Source organism: Bacillus sp. FJAT-45066 (assembly GCF_002335755.1).
In the GTDB taxonomy this organism is placed as follows: domain Bacteria; phylum Bacillota; class Bacilli; order Bacillales; family Bacillaceae_I; genus Bacillus_CD; species Bacillus_CD alkalisoli.
Genome location: NZ_NISQ01000001.1, coordinates 3,798,839 through 3,813,877, shown reverse-complemented (window position 1 = coordinate 3,813,877; position 15,039 = coordinate 3,798,839). Strand labels below are relative to the sequence as shown.

The following is a 15,039-nucleotide window of genomic DNA, read 5'->3' as shown; positions in this document are numbered from 1 at the left end:
AAAGAACTTTCTAAAACAACCTTTTTGAATAAAAAAGTCGTGCCGGTTGTGTGGCCGCTTTCCGCGGGGGAGGCGGTGAGCCTCCTCGAGCCCAAGGGCTCTGTGGGGTCTCACCAGCCTGCCCTCTCCCGCAGGAGTCGGCCACACAACCGGCACTTTATGTCGTAATCATCTTAAACTTCTTAGATATAACCTTTTAAATTATGTTGCTGCTTTCATTCCTCTAAATACAAACCCGACTATTACAAAACTTACAACTATCACTAGTAAGCCTACTAATGTGCTACCAGTCAGACCTAATGCGATAAATCCTAAAGACGCTACACCTGCACTAATTAAAGCGTAAGGCAGTTGCGTTAACACATGGTCAATGTGATTACAGTTTGCCCCTGTGGAAGAAAGAATGGTTGTATCTGAAATTGGTGAACAATGATCACCAAATACCGCTCCAGCTAAAACCGCTGCTAACACAGGTAATAATAACTCAATGTTCGTAGCTGCAGCAATTTGGCCACCGATTGGTAAAAGCAAAGCAAAAGTTCCCCATGAAGTTCCAGTTGCAAATGCTGTAAATCCTGCAATGATAAATACAATAACAGGTAACCAAGCGATGTTCATATTCGATTTTTCAACCACATCCGCTAAATATACTCCTGTTTCTAACGCATCAATTAAACTTGTAATCGTCCATGCAAATAATAAAATATAGATGGCAGGTAGCATGGATTTTGCACCAGCCGCTAAGCCTTTTGTAAATACAGAACTGCTAACATCTCCACTCTTCACTTGACGGAAGAACAACGCAACCGTGACAATTAACGCAAAGATTCCACCATATAATAAAGCTGCAGAAGGATCTGTTTCTTCAAAAATCGCTAATAGCGTTACATCGCCATCTAAAGCCGAGTAACCAGTCCATAACATTGCAGACACTACACCAACTACTAACGATACAATCGGCCATACTAAGTTTCCGATAGAGCCTTTCGTGCTAGACGGTAAGTCTTCCGATAATTGACCTGGCACTTCTTTTTCCGGATCGAATAATTGACCTTTTTCCATCGCACGAGCTTCATGCGTTTTCATTGCTCCAATATTTACATTGAAGTAACTTACTAAAAACACCATTAATAAAGCAGAAAGCACATATAAGTTCATTGGAATCATTTGAATAAATGCACTTAATGCCGACATGTTTGCTACATTATGTGTTACTAAAATACCACCGATAATACCAATAATGTACGCACCCCAACTAGAAATTGGCGAAACAACACAAATTGGTGCTGATGTAGAGTCAATTAAATAGGCTAATTTTGCTCTAGAAACTTTGTGACGATCTGTTAAAGGACGACTAATTTGTCCAACTGCAAGCGCATTAAAATAATCATCGATAAAAATGACAATTCCTAAAATAGCAGTTAAAAATTTAGAACCTCTTCTCGTCTTCACACGATCTAATGCCCACTCGCCGAATGCACGACTTCCACCTAATATAGAAATAAATGCCGTAATAATACCTAAAATAATTAAGAATAATAGAATGTAAACATACCAAGTTTCAATTGCTTTATCGTTAACTGAATAGAAAATAGCTAATACTGCGTTAAAAATAATCGTCGCCATTTCAATTGGATTAAAGTCTGCTAGCAACAATGCTGCAGCAACGATACCGGCTCCAAGTGAAATAAGTACACGCCTCGTCAGGATAACCATTATAATGGCTAACACTGGAGGAATTAATGAAAAAATTGTTCCTTCCATAAGAAAAAACCCCCTAAATTTGTTTTGGTTGCTGACTAACGCAAACCGGCTACAAAAAAAGAGGGCTTTTGAACATAAAAAGACGTAATGATAGAAGATAACTATCATTACGTCTACTTGTAATGTATGTTATATTCCATCCGATCAGTAGCCCTCCATTATGAACCCGTTCGCTCTAGTCATAATGACAGTGTTATCTTTATTCAAGATAACCCCAGCAAAAAAAGCATGACGGCTTTTTTTACTTCGGCAAAGCATCCTTTCTACTACTATCACAGGAGTCACCCTCCAGTAGTTTACTCTTATGCTATGCAACCTCTACCTCATTGTATGATAAGGTCAATATTAAATTTTATTATTTGAGTCCGTTTCATAATGTATTACTACTATACGAAAAACGAATAATTACAGCGTATTTTTATTAAGAACACCTTTAAAAACAAATAAATAGCTCCGTATAATAGTAAAACATTCATTTTTCACTAAACGAACCGTAATTATAAAATTGATTCATTAAAAAATATAACATATTGATTCTACTAGTACAACCGTAAAAATATGTTCTTTCTAGTATTAGCTAACTGCCGCTATACTCTCTTTATCGTTACACTTAACAATTGTTACATCTAGTTGCTCTTTAAGGTTTATATCATATGGAGTTTCTAATTCGTTTCCATTTTCTTCTATTACACGTAAAATTGGGCGTTCTGTCATCTCTTTGTTCTGTCCAATGACAATTGCTTTACGATTATCACTAAGTTCAACCGCTAAGCCATACGGATAAATGGCTACTGATTTTCTGAATGCATCAATGATGGCTGGATCATATAGAGAACCTGATCCTCCATATAAAATCTCTAACCCTTCATGAGGTAACATTGCATCACGATATACTCGATGAGAAGTAACTGCATCAAACACATCTGCTACAGCTAAAATTTTGCCAAATAAGTGTATGTCTTTTTCTTTAATGCCTCTAGGATATCCACTACCATTTAATCGTTCGTGGTGTTGGAAAGCACAATGTGCAACAAGAAGTGGCACCGTATGCATTTTTCGGATTAAATCAAAGCCTTTTGTTGTATGGCTTTTCATTTCCACAAATTCTTCACTCGTAAGTTTTCCAGGTTTATTCAGTACTTCTAAAGGTACTAGCATTTTGCCAACATCATGTAATATCCCACCTAGACCTAATATCTCTAAGTCTTTTTGAGGCAAGCCAAGTTTTAAGCCGATAGAAAGTGCATATATGGTTACATTTAATGAATGGGTAAATACATAGTTATCATGAACAAATACATCTGTTAATAAAGTAGAAACTTCATTATTCCCCTTCATATCAGAAAGTAGTAGTTGTATTAAATCTTTTAATTGTTTGGTAGATTGGTCCATTATAAACCACTTACTAAGTTTCTCACCTTTAAATGCTTCGAACGTTTCTGTTATTGTTTGTAATGCCTCTGTTTTAACACGGTCTGATACCATGGATGGAATAATAATATCATTCGTTCTCGCATCTTCTAAATAAACAAAAGTTACTTTTAGTTGGATTAGACGTGAAATCATTCTATCTGTTAGTGGAATTCCGCTTTTAAGCAAGATTCTTCCACTTTCGTTATAAATGGATTTAGCAAGCTTCATTCCTGGCTTCAATGATTTAGTATGTAATAATCTCATGATTTCTCCTATCTATCTCTCGACAAAATTTTTGATTATTTACCTTCATTATATATAAAAAAAAGAATATTTCATGGTTTTTTTGCAAAAAAACACGAATTATTCCTAAATAACTATATTTATACAATTTTATAAGTAAATATAGAATATTTTTTACGTTTACAACACAAAAATATGAAAGGCCGCATAAAAGGTAGCACGGCCCAATACTTGTTAAAGCATTTTTAATAGTGCTTCTTTACCTGGCATTCCAACATGAATCCCTCTGTTTTCTGCTTCTATCGTGACAGATTCTAACGGGGCTTCAAGCAACTGCTCGATTGTTCGAACGCCAACTGCTCTTCCAGCAATAATCCCACGATCCTTTAATTTTTCATTCAATAATGCAACATCGAGGGCACCGCACATTATATAGCCTTTTTCTGCAGTTACTGCCATAAAGTTCGTTTTAGGTAACTTAACGATTACAGCAGTAAACTGTTCTCCATTTATGATAATTGGTTTCATTTCGACCATGGATAATGCTCACTCCCTTCCATTAATACTTTATGAAGGGGGCGTAGAATTCGTGTAATGATTATTAGTCATTTGCACATTTCTTTTGTTAGCTTTTTTAGTTTCCAAGTAAGTACATCTCTGAGCAATTCGGGCATGTAGAATTGTTTTTTTGCTCTTTTAATGGTTGGGAACCATTTGCCGAACGTGAACATATCAATTGTTCCAACACTATAAGTTTCAGCTAGTTTTAGTGGTACGTTAGCGACTAAGATTTCTTTTATTATTTTTACTCCATCTTTGTTTTGTCCATAAATAATTTCCAAATTAGAAAAAGACATTTTCCCCATCACTTCTCCGCGAAATCCTAGTCCTTTTACACGAATTTGTTCATGTTCTTCTTTGTTTGCTTCTAGTATAATTTCTCTTAATTCTTCCCCTTTTAACTCCACTTTACAAGGATTAATAGGGTGGGGACATATTCGATGAATTTGTTCAGCAGAAATTACCCCAGCTTCTAAGTTGTTTAGAATAACTCCGTTGTTGACCATTCCTATATCAGCCCTACACCACTCCTTTAATGCTTCGGCAAGCGTAGAGGCTAATGGTGACTGCTCAAACCATCTGCTTATTAATGGGTAGCTAATATGGACAATTGGCTCACTTAGAGATTTCTTCGCTAGGTTGTAGGCGTCGTTAATTTCTTGTTCTAGCTCCTTGTTAGAATCAACATCATTTAATGAATGTAAAAGACATGATTTATGAATTTGATTGCCTTCTATTGCTATGTTTACCTCTCCAATATAAGCTCCATGTTTTCCTGCGCCACAAAGTAGCGTATTTCCTATCATCTTTCCTTCTGGTAATACGTGATGAGTGTGACCACCTAAAATGACATCTATTTCTGGAAATCTGCTTGCAAGTTGTTCATCATCGGAAATACCAAGATGAGATAACACAATGATGGCATCTGTTTTATCTTTTATGTTTTGTAAACAAGATTCCATTGCTTCGAACGGGTCTATAATGTACCACCCAAGCAAATCATAGAAAAGCTTATAATAGACCGTAACGCCAATAAATCCTATATTCATACCATTTATATTTTCAATTACATATGGTGAGAGCCAATCCGGCCTTTTTTTATCTTTTTCATATAGGTTTGCGGCTAGCACTTGGAAAGTAGCTGAGTCATACAATTCGGAAAGAGCATTATAATCTAAAGTAATTCCTTCATTGTTTCCGAACGTCACGTAATCATAGCCTAATTTGTTTAGCATGAGCGTGTTTATTTTTCCACTAGTTGCTTCTGTTATTGGATGAAAACGGTCCATATTGTCACCAATATCCATTAATCGAGTCGGAATAGTATCTTGTTGTTTTTCTAAGAATGTCGCTAGTTTTGGATATGTCTCAAAGTAACTATGTATATCATTCGTGTGAAGTATGCGGAACTGCTTCATTTGCTCGCTCCTTTTTTCAGTTCAATATTCTATATTAAGCATTGTAAAATATTTCTGTAGTATATGTATAGGTTTATATAGAAAAAACCTAAAAGCAGTGGTGCTTTTAGGTTAGTTTATTAATTCAAATGTTTTTAACATGTTATCCATTCTAACTCCGTGACCTTCATATGCTTCAAAGAAAAACTGTTGTTTTATAATAAATGTACCACCTTTTTCATTTGGGAAGATGTAGAATCGAACAACTTCATCGTTCCATTCATCTCCTTGTCTTGCTTCGAATAGCGTTGCAGATATTGGAGTATGAACGATTGCTTGTTCTTTTATGATTGCATATTCTTTTTGTACTATAGTTTGAATTTCCGTAAGTATCTCTTCTAAACTTTTCTCTGATTGTCTAATTTCCATAAATACTTCGGGATAAGAATTTTCAGTAGATTGTGTTTTTGCTGCTATTATTTTGTTGTCTTGTTCGTTTGTTACTGTATACATTTCTTCGTCAATATAAATGGCATAATCCGCTAATCGATCACTTTGGTTTTCTTTAATATCTAGTGAATAATCAACCTTTTCATCTGTTCCTTCTAGTTGTTCTGTAATCGTTTTTTCTGGAACTAGCAGGTCTTTTATGTTAGACATTAAGGCATGTCCTGTTGGGGTTGCAAGAACATATATTAAACCGATAGATGCTGCTATACTAGCAAAAAAGCTAACTTTCCTCCATTTTTTCACTTTTCTCTTATTTTTTTCTAGAGCAATTGTTTTTTTCTCAATTTCATTCCATATATCGTCTTTCATTTTTACTGCTTCTTCTGTTGAATTTTTTAATACATTGTGAATTTCATCATCTAGATTTTTTTTAGCCAACATAATCACTCCCAATTAACCGTTTTAGCTTTTCTCTACCTTTAAATAATCGTGACTTGACTGTGTTTAAATTTAAGTTAAGCATGCTAGCGATTTCTTTTTCTGAGAAACCGTTTAAATATTTTAATATAATTGGTGTTTTATTAATGGCATCTAAGTTTTCTAATGCTTCATGTAAATACATAAAGTCTTCTGATTCTTGTTGGACGCTAGTTGGAATGTTGTTATCGACAAGCTTTATGTTTTCGGATTCTTTCTTTAAGTAACGATAGCATTCATTAGTTAATATGGTGAAAAGCCAAGTTTTAAAATTTCGATCTATATCAAACGAGTCTATGTTTCGATAAACTCGTATAAACGCTTCTTGAACAACGTCTTTTGCGTTGTGGCTGTTTTTTGTAATGGACATGGCATATCTGATTGCATCTTCTGCATATAGGTCATATAGTTTTTTAAATGCATGAGAATCGCCATTTTTAAATTGAATAATCCATTCTCGTTCCACTAGGTTTCACCTCTTTTTATTCATTTCACTAATAATACCTTAGAAGTTCCTTAAAAGTTTTTTACATGAGTGAGTTTCATAATGTACAATTATTAAACGAAAAACGAATATTAAACCTATTCTTTCATAAAATTAAAGTTTTATATCGAACGTTATTTAATTATAATAAACGGAACATTCGTTTTTCACTAAACGAACAGTAATTATGAATTTGTTTCACATTATAAAAAAAACACAAAGATGAATTTGTGTTTTTTGGTAAGAATAGATCGAGTTGTTTTGGGGCTAGTCCTTCATATTCGATGTTTAACATCTCAATGAATTGTTTGGCGTTGTTTGCGGCATGACCGCCGGAGTTGTTATTGAATAGAATGTATATATCTTTACTCACTTTTGAAAGTTGTTCCACGTGATTTTTCCATTGATGGAGTTCTTCCTGATTGTAATCATATAAGTACCTTACTTCACGCCAGTCGGTCCCTTTTGCTGGTCTTGTCCAACCATGCTTGTTTCGACCGTGCATTCTTATAAGTGTTTTATGTTTCGTTGTAGGATGGAGAACGGTTGGAATAGATCCTGAGCCTGCTTGTGGTTCATCACAAATACTATGTATCCATTTTCCTTGTTCCATGAATTGTAATGTTTTTTGTTCAAATTGTGGGTGAAACCATGATTGATGACGAAATTCTAATGCTACTTCTATATCCCCCATTTGCTGTTTGCACCAACGTATGTATTGAACATGTTCTGATTTGCAGTCAAACCAAGGTGGAAATTGAAACAATACCATTGCTAGTTTGTTCGATTCTATAAATGAAACGATGGATTGTTTAAAAGCGTGAAACATTTCTTCTTTTGTTTCAAATGGAATTTCTCCACGCTGATGCCCAGTCATACCTTGATATGCTTTTACGATAAACTTGAAGTTTTCTGGTGTGTCTTTTACCCATTTTTCCACGTTACGTGTTGGTTGAATGGCATAAAAAGAGGAGTCAACTTCCACTGTAGGAAAGTGTGCTGCGTATTCTTTTAATTTATCACGAGTGGAAATACCGCTAGTATATAAACTATCATGGTCACCCCATCCAGTTACTCCTATATAAATCATGATTGTCACCTCGGGGATATTTTAACATAAATAGTAGAGGAAAAATAAAAAAATAGCTTTTGGAGAATGAAGATTATTGTGTTGGAGGTAAATAACTCAAAAAAAACCCGCCATTTTAGACGGGTTTCATAAAAAATCTATTTATCCAATAGAACCTTCCATCTCGAACTTGATTAGACGGTTCATTTCTACTGCGTATTCCATTGGAAGTTCTTTTGTGAATGGCTCGATGAAGCCCATTACGATCATTTCAGTTGCTTCTTCTTCTGATAAGCCACGGCTCATTAGGTAGAATAACTGCTCTTCTGATACTTTCGAAACTTTCGCTTCGTGCTCTAAAGAGATGTTGTCTGTGAACACTTCGTTGTAAGGGATTGTATCAGATGTAGACTGATTATCCATAATTAACGTGTCACACTCGATGTTGGAGCGAGATCCGCTAGCTTTTTTACCAAAGTGTACAATTCCACGGTACGTAACTTTTCCACCTTGTTTAGAGATAGATTTAGAAATGATAGTAGAAGACGTGTTTGGCGCTAAATGAATCATTTTTGCTCCAGCATCTTGGTGCTGACCTTTACCAGCTAATGCAATAGAAAGTGTCATACCACGAGCACCTTCACCTTTAAGGATTACTGCTGGGTATTTCATCGTTAATTTAGAACCGATGTTACCGTCAATCCATTCCATTGTTGCGTTTGCTTCACAAACAGCACGCTTAGTAACTAGGTTGTAAACGTTATTTGCCCAGTTTTGGATTGTTGTATAACGGCAATATGCGTCTTTTTTAATGATGATTTCAACTACTGCACTGTGAAGTGAGTTGGTTGTGTAAACAGGTGCTGTACAACCTTCTACATAGTGTACGTGTGCGCCTTCGTCTACGATGATTAGTGTACGCTCGAATTGGCCCATGTTTTCAGAGTTAATTCGGAAGTACGCTTGAAGTGGAGTGTCCACTTTTACGCCTTTTGGTACGTAGATGAAAGATCCACCAGACCATACTGCCGAGTTTAATGCAGAGAATTTGTTGTCTGTTGGAGGGATAACTTTCGCAAAGTGCTCGCGGAAGATATCTTCATTTTCTTTTAACGCTGTGTCTGTATCTTTAAATACTACACCAAGATCTTCTAAATCTGTTTGCATGTTGTGGTATACAACCTCAGATTCATACTGAGCAGAAACACCTGCAAGATATTTTTGTTCTGCTTCAGGAATACCTAATTTATCAAACGTTTGCTTGATTTCTTCTGGTACTTCATCCCAAGAACGCTCAGACCTTTCAGAAGGCTTTACGTAATACGTAATTTCGTCAAAGTTTAAGTTGCTTAAGTCGCCACCCCATTGAGGCATTGGCATGTTATAGAACTGCTCTAAAGATTTTAAACGGAAGTCTAACATCCATTGAGGCTCGCTTTTCATACGAGAGATTTCTTCAACGATTTCTTTCGTTAATCCAAGACCAGAACGGAAAATCGACACGTCTTTGTCTTTAAAGCCATATTTATAATCGCCGATTTCAGGCATTTTTTTAGCCATTTTACCTTTCCCTCCATTCAAGAGGTGAGCAGCTCGCAATAAAAAGATTGCCTTTAGAGCTGCTCCCTAAAACATTTTATTCATCTTGTTCGCTAGAAACACCTTTTTCCATTGCCTTCCAAGCGAGCGTTGCACATTTTATACGAGCTGGGAATTTTGAAACACCTGATAATGCTTCAATATCACCAAGGTCTAATTCATCTTCATCATACTCTTTTCCAAGCATCATGTCATAGAAGATTTTGGATAGCTGTAATGCTTTCTCTACTTCTAACCCTTTAATAGCTTGAGTCATCATAGAAGCAGAAGACATAGAGATGGAACATCCATCGCCGTCGAATTTTGCATCGACAACTTTTCCCTCTTCAATCTTCAGCGTTAAATGAATTCTATCACCACATGTTGGGTTGTTCATTTCGATTGTTACGCTATCTTCTTCTAAGGAACCTTTATTACGTGGATTTTTATAATGATCCATAATTACTTGTCGGTATAGAGTATCTAAGTTATTAAAAGACATCGCTGAAATACTCCTTCGTTTTCACTAGTCCTGCAACAAGTTTGTCGATTTCTTCCTCTGTGTTGTACAAGTAGAAGCTTGCACGTGCAGTAGAAGATACGTTCAACCATTTCATCAATGGTTGTGCACAGTGGTGACCTGCTCTTACAGCAATCCCTTCTGCATCTAAAACAGTTGCGACATCGTGAGGATGTACATCTTCTATATTAAATGTTACAAGTCCTGCTCTTTCTTTAGGTCCGAAAATGGTAATGCCTTCAATTTCAGACATACGCTCCATTGCGTAGTGAGCAAGTTTATGTTCATGTGCTGCAATATTTTCTAAACCTACTTCTTGTAGAAAGTCAATTGCTGCTCCAAGCCCAATTGCTCCAGCGATAATAGGAGTACCACCTTCGAATTTCCACGGTAGCTCTTTCCATGTTGACTCTTGTAAACCTACAAAGTCAATCATTTCGCCACCGAATTCGATTGGCTCCATTTTATCTAGCAAGCTTTTCTTTCCATAAAGTGCACCAATACCAGTAGGAGCACCCATTTTATGACCAGAAAGTGCGAAGAAGTCGCAATCTAAGTCTTGAACATCTACCTTCATATGAGGAGTACTTTGCGCACCGTCGACAACCATAATGGCACCTTTACGATGAGCAATTTCTGTAATCTCTTTTATCGGATTGATTGTTCCAAGAACATTTGATACTTGCATAATGGATACGATTTTTGTGTTTTCTGTAATCGTTGCTTCTGCATCTTGGATCGTAATTGTTCCATCTTGCTGAAGCGGCAAATATTTTAAAGTAGATCCTGTAGCTCTTGCCACTTGTTGCCAAGGAATGATGTTACTATGGTGCTCCATATAAGTAATGACGATTTCGTCACCTTCTTTTAAGTTAGCACGTGCATAACTAGAGGCTACTAAATTTAATGCTGTAGTTGTTCCACGAGTAAAAATAATTTCTTCACGGTGTTTCGCGTTAATGAATTTCTTCACTTTATCACGAGCACCTTCATATCCGTCTGTCGCTCTCGTTCCGAGTGTATGCACACCGCGGTGAACGTTAGAATTATATTCGCGATAGTATTTATCTAAAGCTTCGATAACAGCTAGTGGCTTTTGCGACGTTGCTGCACTGTCTAGATAAACTAACGGATGGCCGTTAACCTCTTGATGAAGGATAGGAAACTGCCTACGAATATCCTGGATATTCATTATTTTACTTTCCTTTCAATCACTTCAACTAACTGCTTTCTCACTTTTTCAATTGGAAGAGCTTTTACTACTGGTGCTAAGAATCCATGAATTACTAAGCGCTCTGCTTCTTGCTTTGAAATACCACGGCTCATTAAGTAGTAAAGTTGAAGTGGATCTACACGACCTGCAGAAGCTGCGTGACCTGCTGTTACATCATCTTCGTCAATTAGAAGAATTGGGTTCGCATCTCCACGAGCTTTTTCAGAAAGCATTAATACGCGAGATTCTTGCTCTGCATTTGATTTTGAAGCGCCATGCTCGATTTTACCAATTCCATTAAATACAGAACTAGCACTATCTTTCATAACACCGTGCTTTAATATTTGTCCATCTGTTCTTTTACCAAAGTGAATAACACTTGTCGTAAAGTTTTGCTTTTGTTCTCCACGGCCAACTACAACTGTTTTCGTGTCACCCATAGAGCCATCGCCCACAAGGTTCGTGATGTTTTCAGAAATCGTGTCACCATCGTTCATTAAGCCTAATGCCCACTCAATTTTCGCGTCACGTCCTGTAACTCCACGACGGTTTACGTAAGTTGTTACACCTTTACCTAGTGTATCTACTGCCCCGTAAATAACATTCGCATTGTTGTTAGCAATAACTTCCGTGATGATATTGAAGATAGCACCTTCGCCATCATTTATAGAAATGTAGTTTTCTACATATGTTACAGAAGCGTTGTCTTCTGCAACGATTAACACATGGTTAAACATTGCTTCTGCTTTGTCGTGTACATAAATAGCTTGAATTGGATCAGCAATTTCCACGTTTTTAGGAACGTAAAGGAATGCTCCACCGTTTAATAAAGCTGCATGTAAAGCAGTTAGCTTATGCTCATCTACTTTTACTCCATCTTTCATGAAGTATTTTTGTACTAAATCACTATGATTCTTTGCAGCAGAAATGATGTCCGTAAAAATAACACCTTTTGCAGCTAAATCTTCACTAATAGAAGAAAAAATTGGTGTGTTATCCACTTGCACATAAACGTTTGGTACATGATCAACATCTAATAATGATTTTACGTTTTCTGGTAAAGAATCTATAGAAGTGATGTTACTTTCAACTGTATGGTTTTGGAAGTTTGTAAAGTTCCATTTTGTAATCTTCGTCTTATCAGGCTTTGGTAACGGAAGTTCTTCCGCTAGTGCAAGAGCTTGTAAGCGAAGATCTAGCAACCACTGAGGTTCTCCGTGACCTTTAGAGAAGTTGCTTACGTATTCTTGGTCAAACGGTAATTTCGTCGTTTCTAACGTCATGATAATCCCCCTTACTTACGCTTCTTGCCCAACTGTTTCGTCTTCAATACCTAATTCTTGCTTAATCCAATCGTAACCTTCTGCTTCTAAACGATGTGCTAATTCTGGTCCACCAGATTTAACGATACGACCTTGCATCATAACGTGTACGAAGTCAGGAGTGATGTAGTTTAATAAACGTTGATAGTGAGTAATAATTAAGCAGCCGAAATCGTCGCCGCGCATTTGGTTAATACCTTTAGATACAACTTTTAATGCATCAATATCTAACCCAGAATCAATTTCATCTAAGATAGCGATTTTTGGCTCAATCATCATTAATTGTAGGATTTCGTTACGTTTCTTTTCTCCTCCAGAGAACCCTTCGTTTAAGTAACGTTGTGCCATTGCTGGATCCATTTCTAGGAATTCCATGTTTTTGTCCATTTTACGAATGAATTTCATTAAAGAAATTTCTTCGCCTTCTTCACGACGTGCGTTTATTGCAGAACGTAAGAAGTCAGCGTTTGTAACACCTGTGATTTCGCTTGGGTATTGCATAGCTAGAAAAATACCTGCTTGAGCACGCTCGTCAACTTCCATTTCTAATACGTCCTCATCATCAAAAGAAATGCTACCGCTTGTAACTTCATATTTTGGATGACCCATAATTGCAGAAGAAAGCGTAGATTTACCTGTACCATTTGGACCCATGATTACGTGGATTTCTCCACCTTTTACTTCAAGAGTTACACCTTTTAAGATTTCTTTGTCCTCGATAGACACATGTAAATCTTTAATTGTTAATTTAGAACCCATAATTCTTACCTCCAATGTTCTTGTGTTCTTTCTATTTAGACACATTTGTTATTTTCATTCTCATTTTATTCTCATTACAATCTTATAACAAATTAAATGTGTTAGCAACCTTTAAAGACTTGTTCAAATCTTTATTATTCACCCAATTTCTTCTATTAGTTAAGTCGTTTTTCATTTTTACCTACCGCTTAATTTCCCCTTAATTTGTGGATGTATGTAAAAATTCGTGGAATGAAGTTAATAGCAATAAGGGTTTTCACTATCTGTATAGTAATTATTATATACTATTTTAGTGATTCGTTGTTGTGTGTTTGTCCACAAAATGATAAAAAAGCTTTTGCCATTCTCTTTACATTGAGAATGACAAAGCTTTTTAGTTGTAAAAACTTATATAGATCGATGTTTCCTAGTTTGTTCTAGTCATCGTTTGCAAGTTTAGGGATGAAAAGTTACGTGTGACATTTTCGCTCTAGTTCCGCGACAATTTGCATACTTTTTTTGTATTCACGTTCTCTGTTCTTTTCTACTTGAATAATGTTGTTGATTTCTCTACTGTATTCTTCGTAACCAATTCCATGTGATTGAAACATTGCTTTCTCCATGTTACTAGTGTATTTCACTTGTACCTGATGGATAATAAATCAATCCTTTCTATTTAATAGTATTTTTAGTTACCTACGTTTTTGTGTTACCACATTTTAATGATCTGTAAACACATTTATAATCATAACAAAGTTGGTTATTTTACCCAAACAGCAAAAAACCACGTTTCTTCTATTAATATGGCATGAGGTTAAGTGAGAAGAAGCTATGGAACCTACACTTACAATAGCTAAATTTTGCTCGCGATAGCTCTATGTCCTATACGGTTCAAGGGGATAGGATTTGTTTTGTATGTTACTACATCGTCTATGAAATCATTGATAACGCTAGTAGAAAGCCATTGCCTGTCTCTACGTATCGTAAGAAAAACTAAGATTTTAACCGATTTTTGACATAAACCTACTGTTTTTTACTAAAAAAGCATAAAATCAATTATATTTTAACTAAAAATCCTCAGAAAGCATATACGTGTATGTCTATAAATATAGATTAATCTATGGTTTGTGTGTGCCTAACTGCTACTTGTGTTAACCTGGGGGCATAAGCTGTTCTCCTACACACGATTTCTGTGCTCCTGAAAGTGAAAGTTGAACGTCTAAACCAAAAAGCTGTGCGCCTAGCTAAAATATACCCCTTCTTATATTTACTTTCTGAGTGCACAGCTCGCCCTTTTCTGTTATTTCCCTACTTATTGAGACTATACTCTGTTTGGGCCTGTACTGTTCCCACGGACCTTATAAAAGAAAGAAAGCTTGAGAATTTTCCCAAGCTCCAGTTTTGTCGTTCCTATTGTTTTAGTTGGTTAAAATCTGAGATACACTCTTGCACAAGAGTAACTGCTTGACTCATCGCAGCTCCTCCACCGAATGCTGCTGTCACACCACAAGCTTCTAACATCTCTTCTTCCGTACATCCGTGATCGATACAACCTTTTGTATGGTACACAATGCAATATTCGTCTTGTGAGAACACACTTACTCCTAAAGCAATCAATTGCTTTTGTTTCTGATCTAGGGCACCTTCTTTAAAGCAGGCTTCCGTAAATTGATTATAGTGATGTGCTAATTCAGGCATTTTTTCTGAAAATAAACCTAAGCCAGCTTTATATTCATGTAGTGCTCCTTCAGCAAAATTGCGTGGTTGATATTCCATCCTAAAACAACTCCAATCAGAAATTTTACAACAT

The 15,039-nt window shown here is 36.2% G+C and carries 14 protein-coding genes and 1 riboswitch; all 14 genes read right to left on the bottom strand.

All coding sequences use genetic code 11. The features are described 5' to 3' along the window. Positions 1-201: 201 nt before the first annotated feature. Positions 202-1,764: a Na+/H+ antiporter NhaC family protein gene (locus CDZ92_RS19035; RefSeq protein WP_096156772.1), complete on the bottom strand. Its 1,563-nt coding sequence runs from the start codon at positions 1,762-1,764 to the stop codon at positions 202-204. Positions 1,765-1,904: 140 nt separating this feature from the next. Beyond that, a riboswitch (Lysine riboswitch) is annotated at positions 1,905-2,093 on the bottom strand. Positions 2,094-2,337: 244 nt separating this feature from the next. After that, positions 2,338-3,441: an HD-GYP domain-containing protein gene (locus tag CDZ92_RS19030; RefSeq protein WP_096156771.1), complete on the bottom strand. Its 1,104-nt coding sequence runs from the start codon at positions 3,439-3,441 to the stop codon at positions 2,338-2,340. Between the two features lie 213 nt (positions 3,442-3,654). Beyond that, entirely contained in the window at positions 3,655-3,957 is a 303-nt protein-coding gene (locus CDZ92_RS19025) for a YunC family protein (RefSeq protein WP_096156770.1), read from the bottom strand. A gap of 68 nt (positions 3,958-4,025) precedes the next feature. After that, the gene (locus CDZ92_RS19020; protein ID WP_096156769.1) at positions 4,026-5,399 is read right to left on the bottom strand and encodes a bifunctional metallophosphatase/5'-nucleotidase; all 1,374 of its coding nucleotides are present in this window, start codon (positions 5,397-5,399) and stop codon (positions 4,026-4,028) included. A gap of 111 nt (positions 5,400-5,510) precedes the next feature. Continuing rightward, positions 5,511-6,269, bottom strand: coding sequence for a hypothetical protein (locus tag CDZ92_RS19015; RefSeq protein ID WP_141395246.1), 759 nt, complete (start codon positions 6,267-6,269; stop codon positions 5,511-5,513). Then, complete coding sequence (locus CDZ92_RS19010; RefSeq protein WP_096156767.1) at positions 6,259-6,771, bottom strand: RNA polymerase sigma factor; 513 nt, start codon at positions 6,769-6,771, stop codon at positions 6,259-6,261. The genes CDZ92_RS19015 and CDZ92_RS19010 overlap by 11 nt, the downstream gene beginning before the upstream one ends. A gap of 160 nt (positions 6,772-6,931) precedes the next feature. Further along, on the bottom strand, positions 6,932-7,879 hold the full coding sequence (locus CDZ92_RS19005; protein ID WP_096156766.1) for a DUF72 domain-containing protein: 948 nt from the start codon (positions 7,877-7,879) through the stop codon (positions 6,932-6,934). Between the two features lie 141 nt (positions 7,880-8,020). Next, entirely contained in the window at positions 8,021-9,418 is a 1,398-nt protein-coding gene (gene sufB, locus CDZ92_RS19000) for a Fe-S cluster assembly protein SufB (RefSeq protein ID WP_096156765.1), read from the bottom strand. 76 nt (positions 9,419-9,494) lie between these two features. Further along, the gene (gene sufU, locus CDZ92_RS18995; RefSeq protein WP_096156764.1) at positions 9,495-9,938 is read right to left on the bottom strand and encodes a Fe-S cluster assembly sulfur transfer protein SufU; all 444 of its coding nucleotides are present in this window, start codon (positions 9,936-9,938) and stop codon (positions 9,495-9,497) included. After that, positions 9,928-11,148: a cysteine desulfurase gene (locus tag CDZ92_RS18990; protein ID WP_096156763.1), complete on the bottom strand. Its 1,221-nt coding sequence runs from the start codon at positions 11,146-11,148 to the stop codon at positions 9,928-9,930. The genes sufU and CDZ92_RS18990 overlap by 11 nt, the downstream gene beginning before the upstream one ends. Beyond that, positions 11,148-12,452: a Fe-S cluster assembly protein SufD gene (sufD, locus tag CDZ92_RS18985; RefSeq protein WP_096156762.1), complete on the bottom strand. Its 1,305-nt coding sequence runs from the start codon at positions 12,450-12,452 to the stop codon at positions 11,148-11,150. The genes CDZ92_RS18990 and sufD overlap by 1 nt, the downstream gene beginning before the upstream one ends. Before the next feature lie 15 nt (positions 12,453-12,467). Further along, the gene (sufC, locus tag CDZ92_RS18980) at positions 12,468-13,253 is read right to left on the bottom strand and encodes a Fe-S cluster assembly ATPase SufC (RefSeq protein ID WP_096157072.1); all 786 of its coding nucleotides are present in this window, start codon (positions 13,251-13,253) and stop codon (positions 12,468-12,470) included. 446 nt (positions 13,254-13,699) lie between these two features. Then, positions 13,700-13,840, bottom strand: a complete 141-nt coding sequence (locus CDZ92_RS20155; protein ID WP_176483675.1) for a hypothetical protein — start codon at positions 13,838-13,840, stop codon at positions 13,700-13,702. A gap of 799 nt (positions 13,841-14,639) precedes the next feature. Further along, entirely contained in the window at positions 14,640-15,005 is a 366-nt protein-coding gene (locus tag CDZ92_RS18975; RefSeq protein WP_096156761.1) for a carboxymuconolactone decarboxylase family protein, read from the bottom strand. Positions 15,006-15,039: the final 34 nt, after the last annotated feature.

Excerpts from the sequence above, each read along its gene's own strand:
- CDZ92_RS19035 (WP_096156772.1), bottom strand. The coding sequence starts at position 1,764 with ATGGAAGGAACAATTTTTTCATTAATTCCTCCAGTGTTAGCCATTATA.
- CDZ92_RS19030 (WP_096156771.1), bottom strand. The coding sequence starts at position 3,441 with ATGAGATTATTACATACTAAATCATTGAAGCCAGGAATGAAGCTTGCT.
- CDZ92_RS19025 (WP_096156770.1), bottom strand. The coding sequence starts at position 3,957 with ATGGTCGAAATGAAACCAATTATCATAAATGGAGAACAGTTTACTGCT.
- CDZ92_RS19020 (WP_096156769.1), bottom strand. The coding sequence starts at position 5,399 with ATGAAGCAGTTCCGCATACTTCACACGAATGATATACATAGTTACTTT.
- CDZ92_RS19015 (WP_141395246.1), bottom strand. The coding sequence starts at position 6,269 with ATGTTGGCTAAAAAAAATCTAGATGATGAAATTCACAATGTATTAAAA.
- CDZ92_RS19005 (WP_096156766.1), bottom strand. The coding sequence starts at position 7,879 with ATGATTTATATAGGAGTAACTGGATGGGGTGACCATGATAGTTTATAT.
- sufB (WP_096156765.1), bottom strand. The coding sequence starts at position 9,418 with ATGGCTAAAAAAATGCCTGAAATCGGCGATTATAAATATGGCTTTAAA.
- sufU (WP_096156764.1), bottom strand. The coding sequence starts at position 9,938 with ATGTCTTTTAATAACTTAGATACTCTATACCGACAAGTAATTATGGAT.
- CDZ92_RS18990 (WP_096156763.1), bottom strand. The coding sequence starts at position 11,148 with ATGAATATCCAGGATATTCGTAGGCAGTTTCCTATCCTTCATCAAGAG.
- sufD (WP_096156762.1), bottom strand. The coding sequence starts at position 12,452 with ATGACGTTAGAAACGACGAAATTACCGTTTGACCAAGAATACGTAAGC.
- CDZ92_RS20155 (WP_176483675.1), bottom strand. The coding sequence starts at position 13,840 with ATGTTTCAATCACATGGAATTGGTTACGAAGAATACAGTAGAGAAATC.
- CDZ92_RS18975 (WP_096156761.1), bottom strand. The coding sequence starts at position 15,005 with ATGGAATATCAACCACGCAATTTTGCTGAAGGAGCACTACATGAATAT.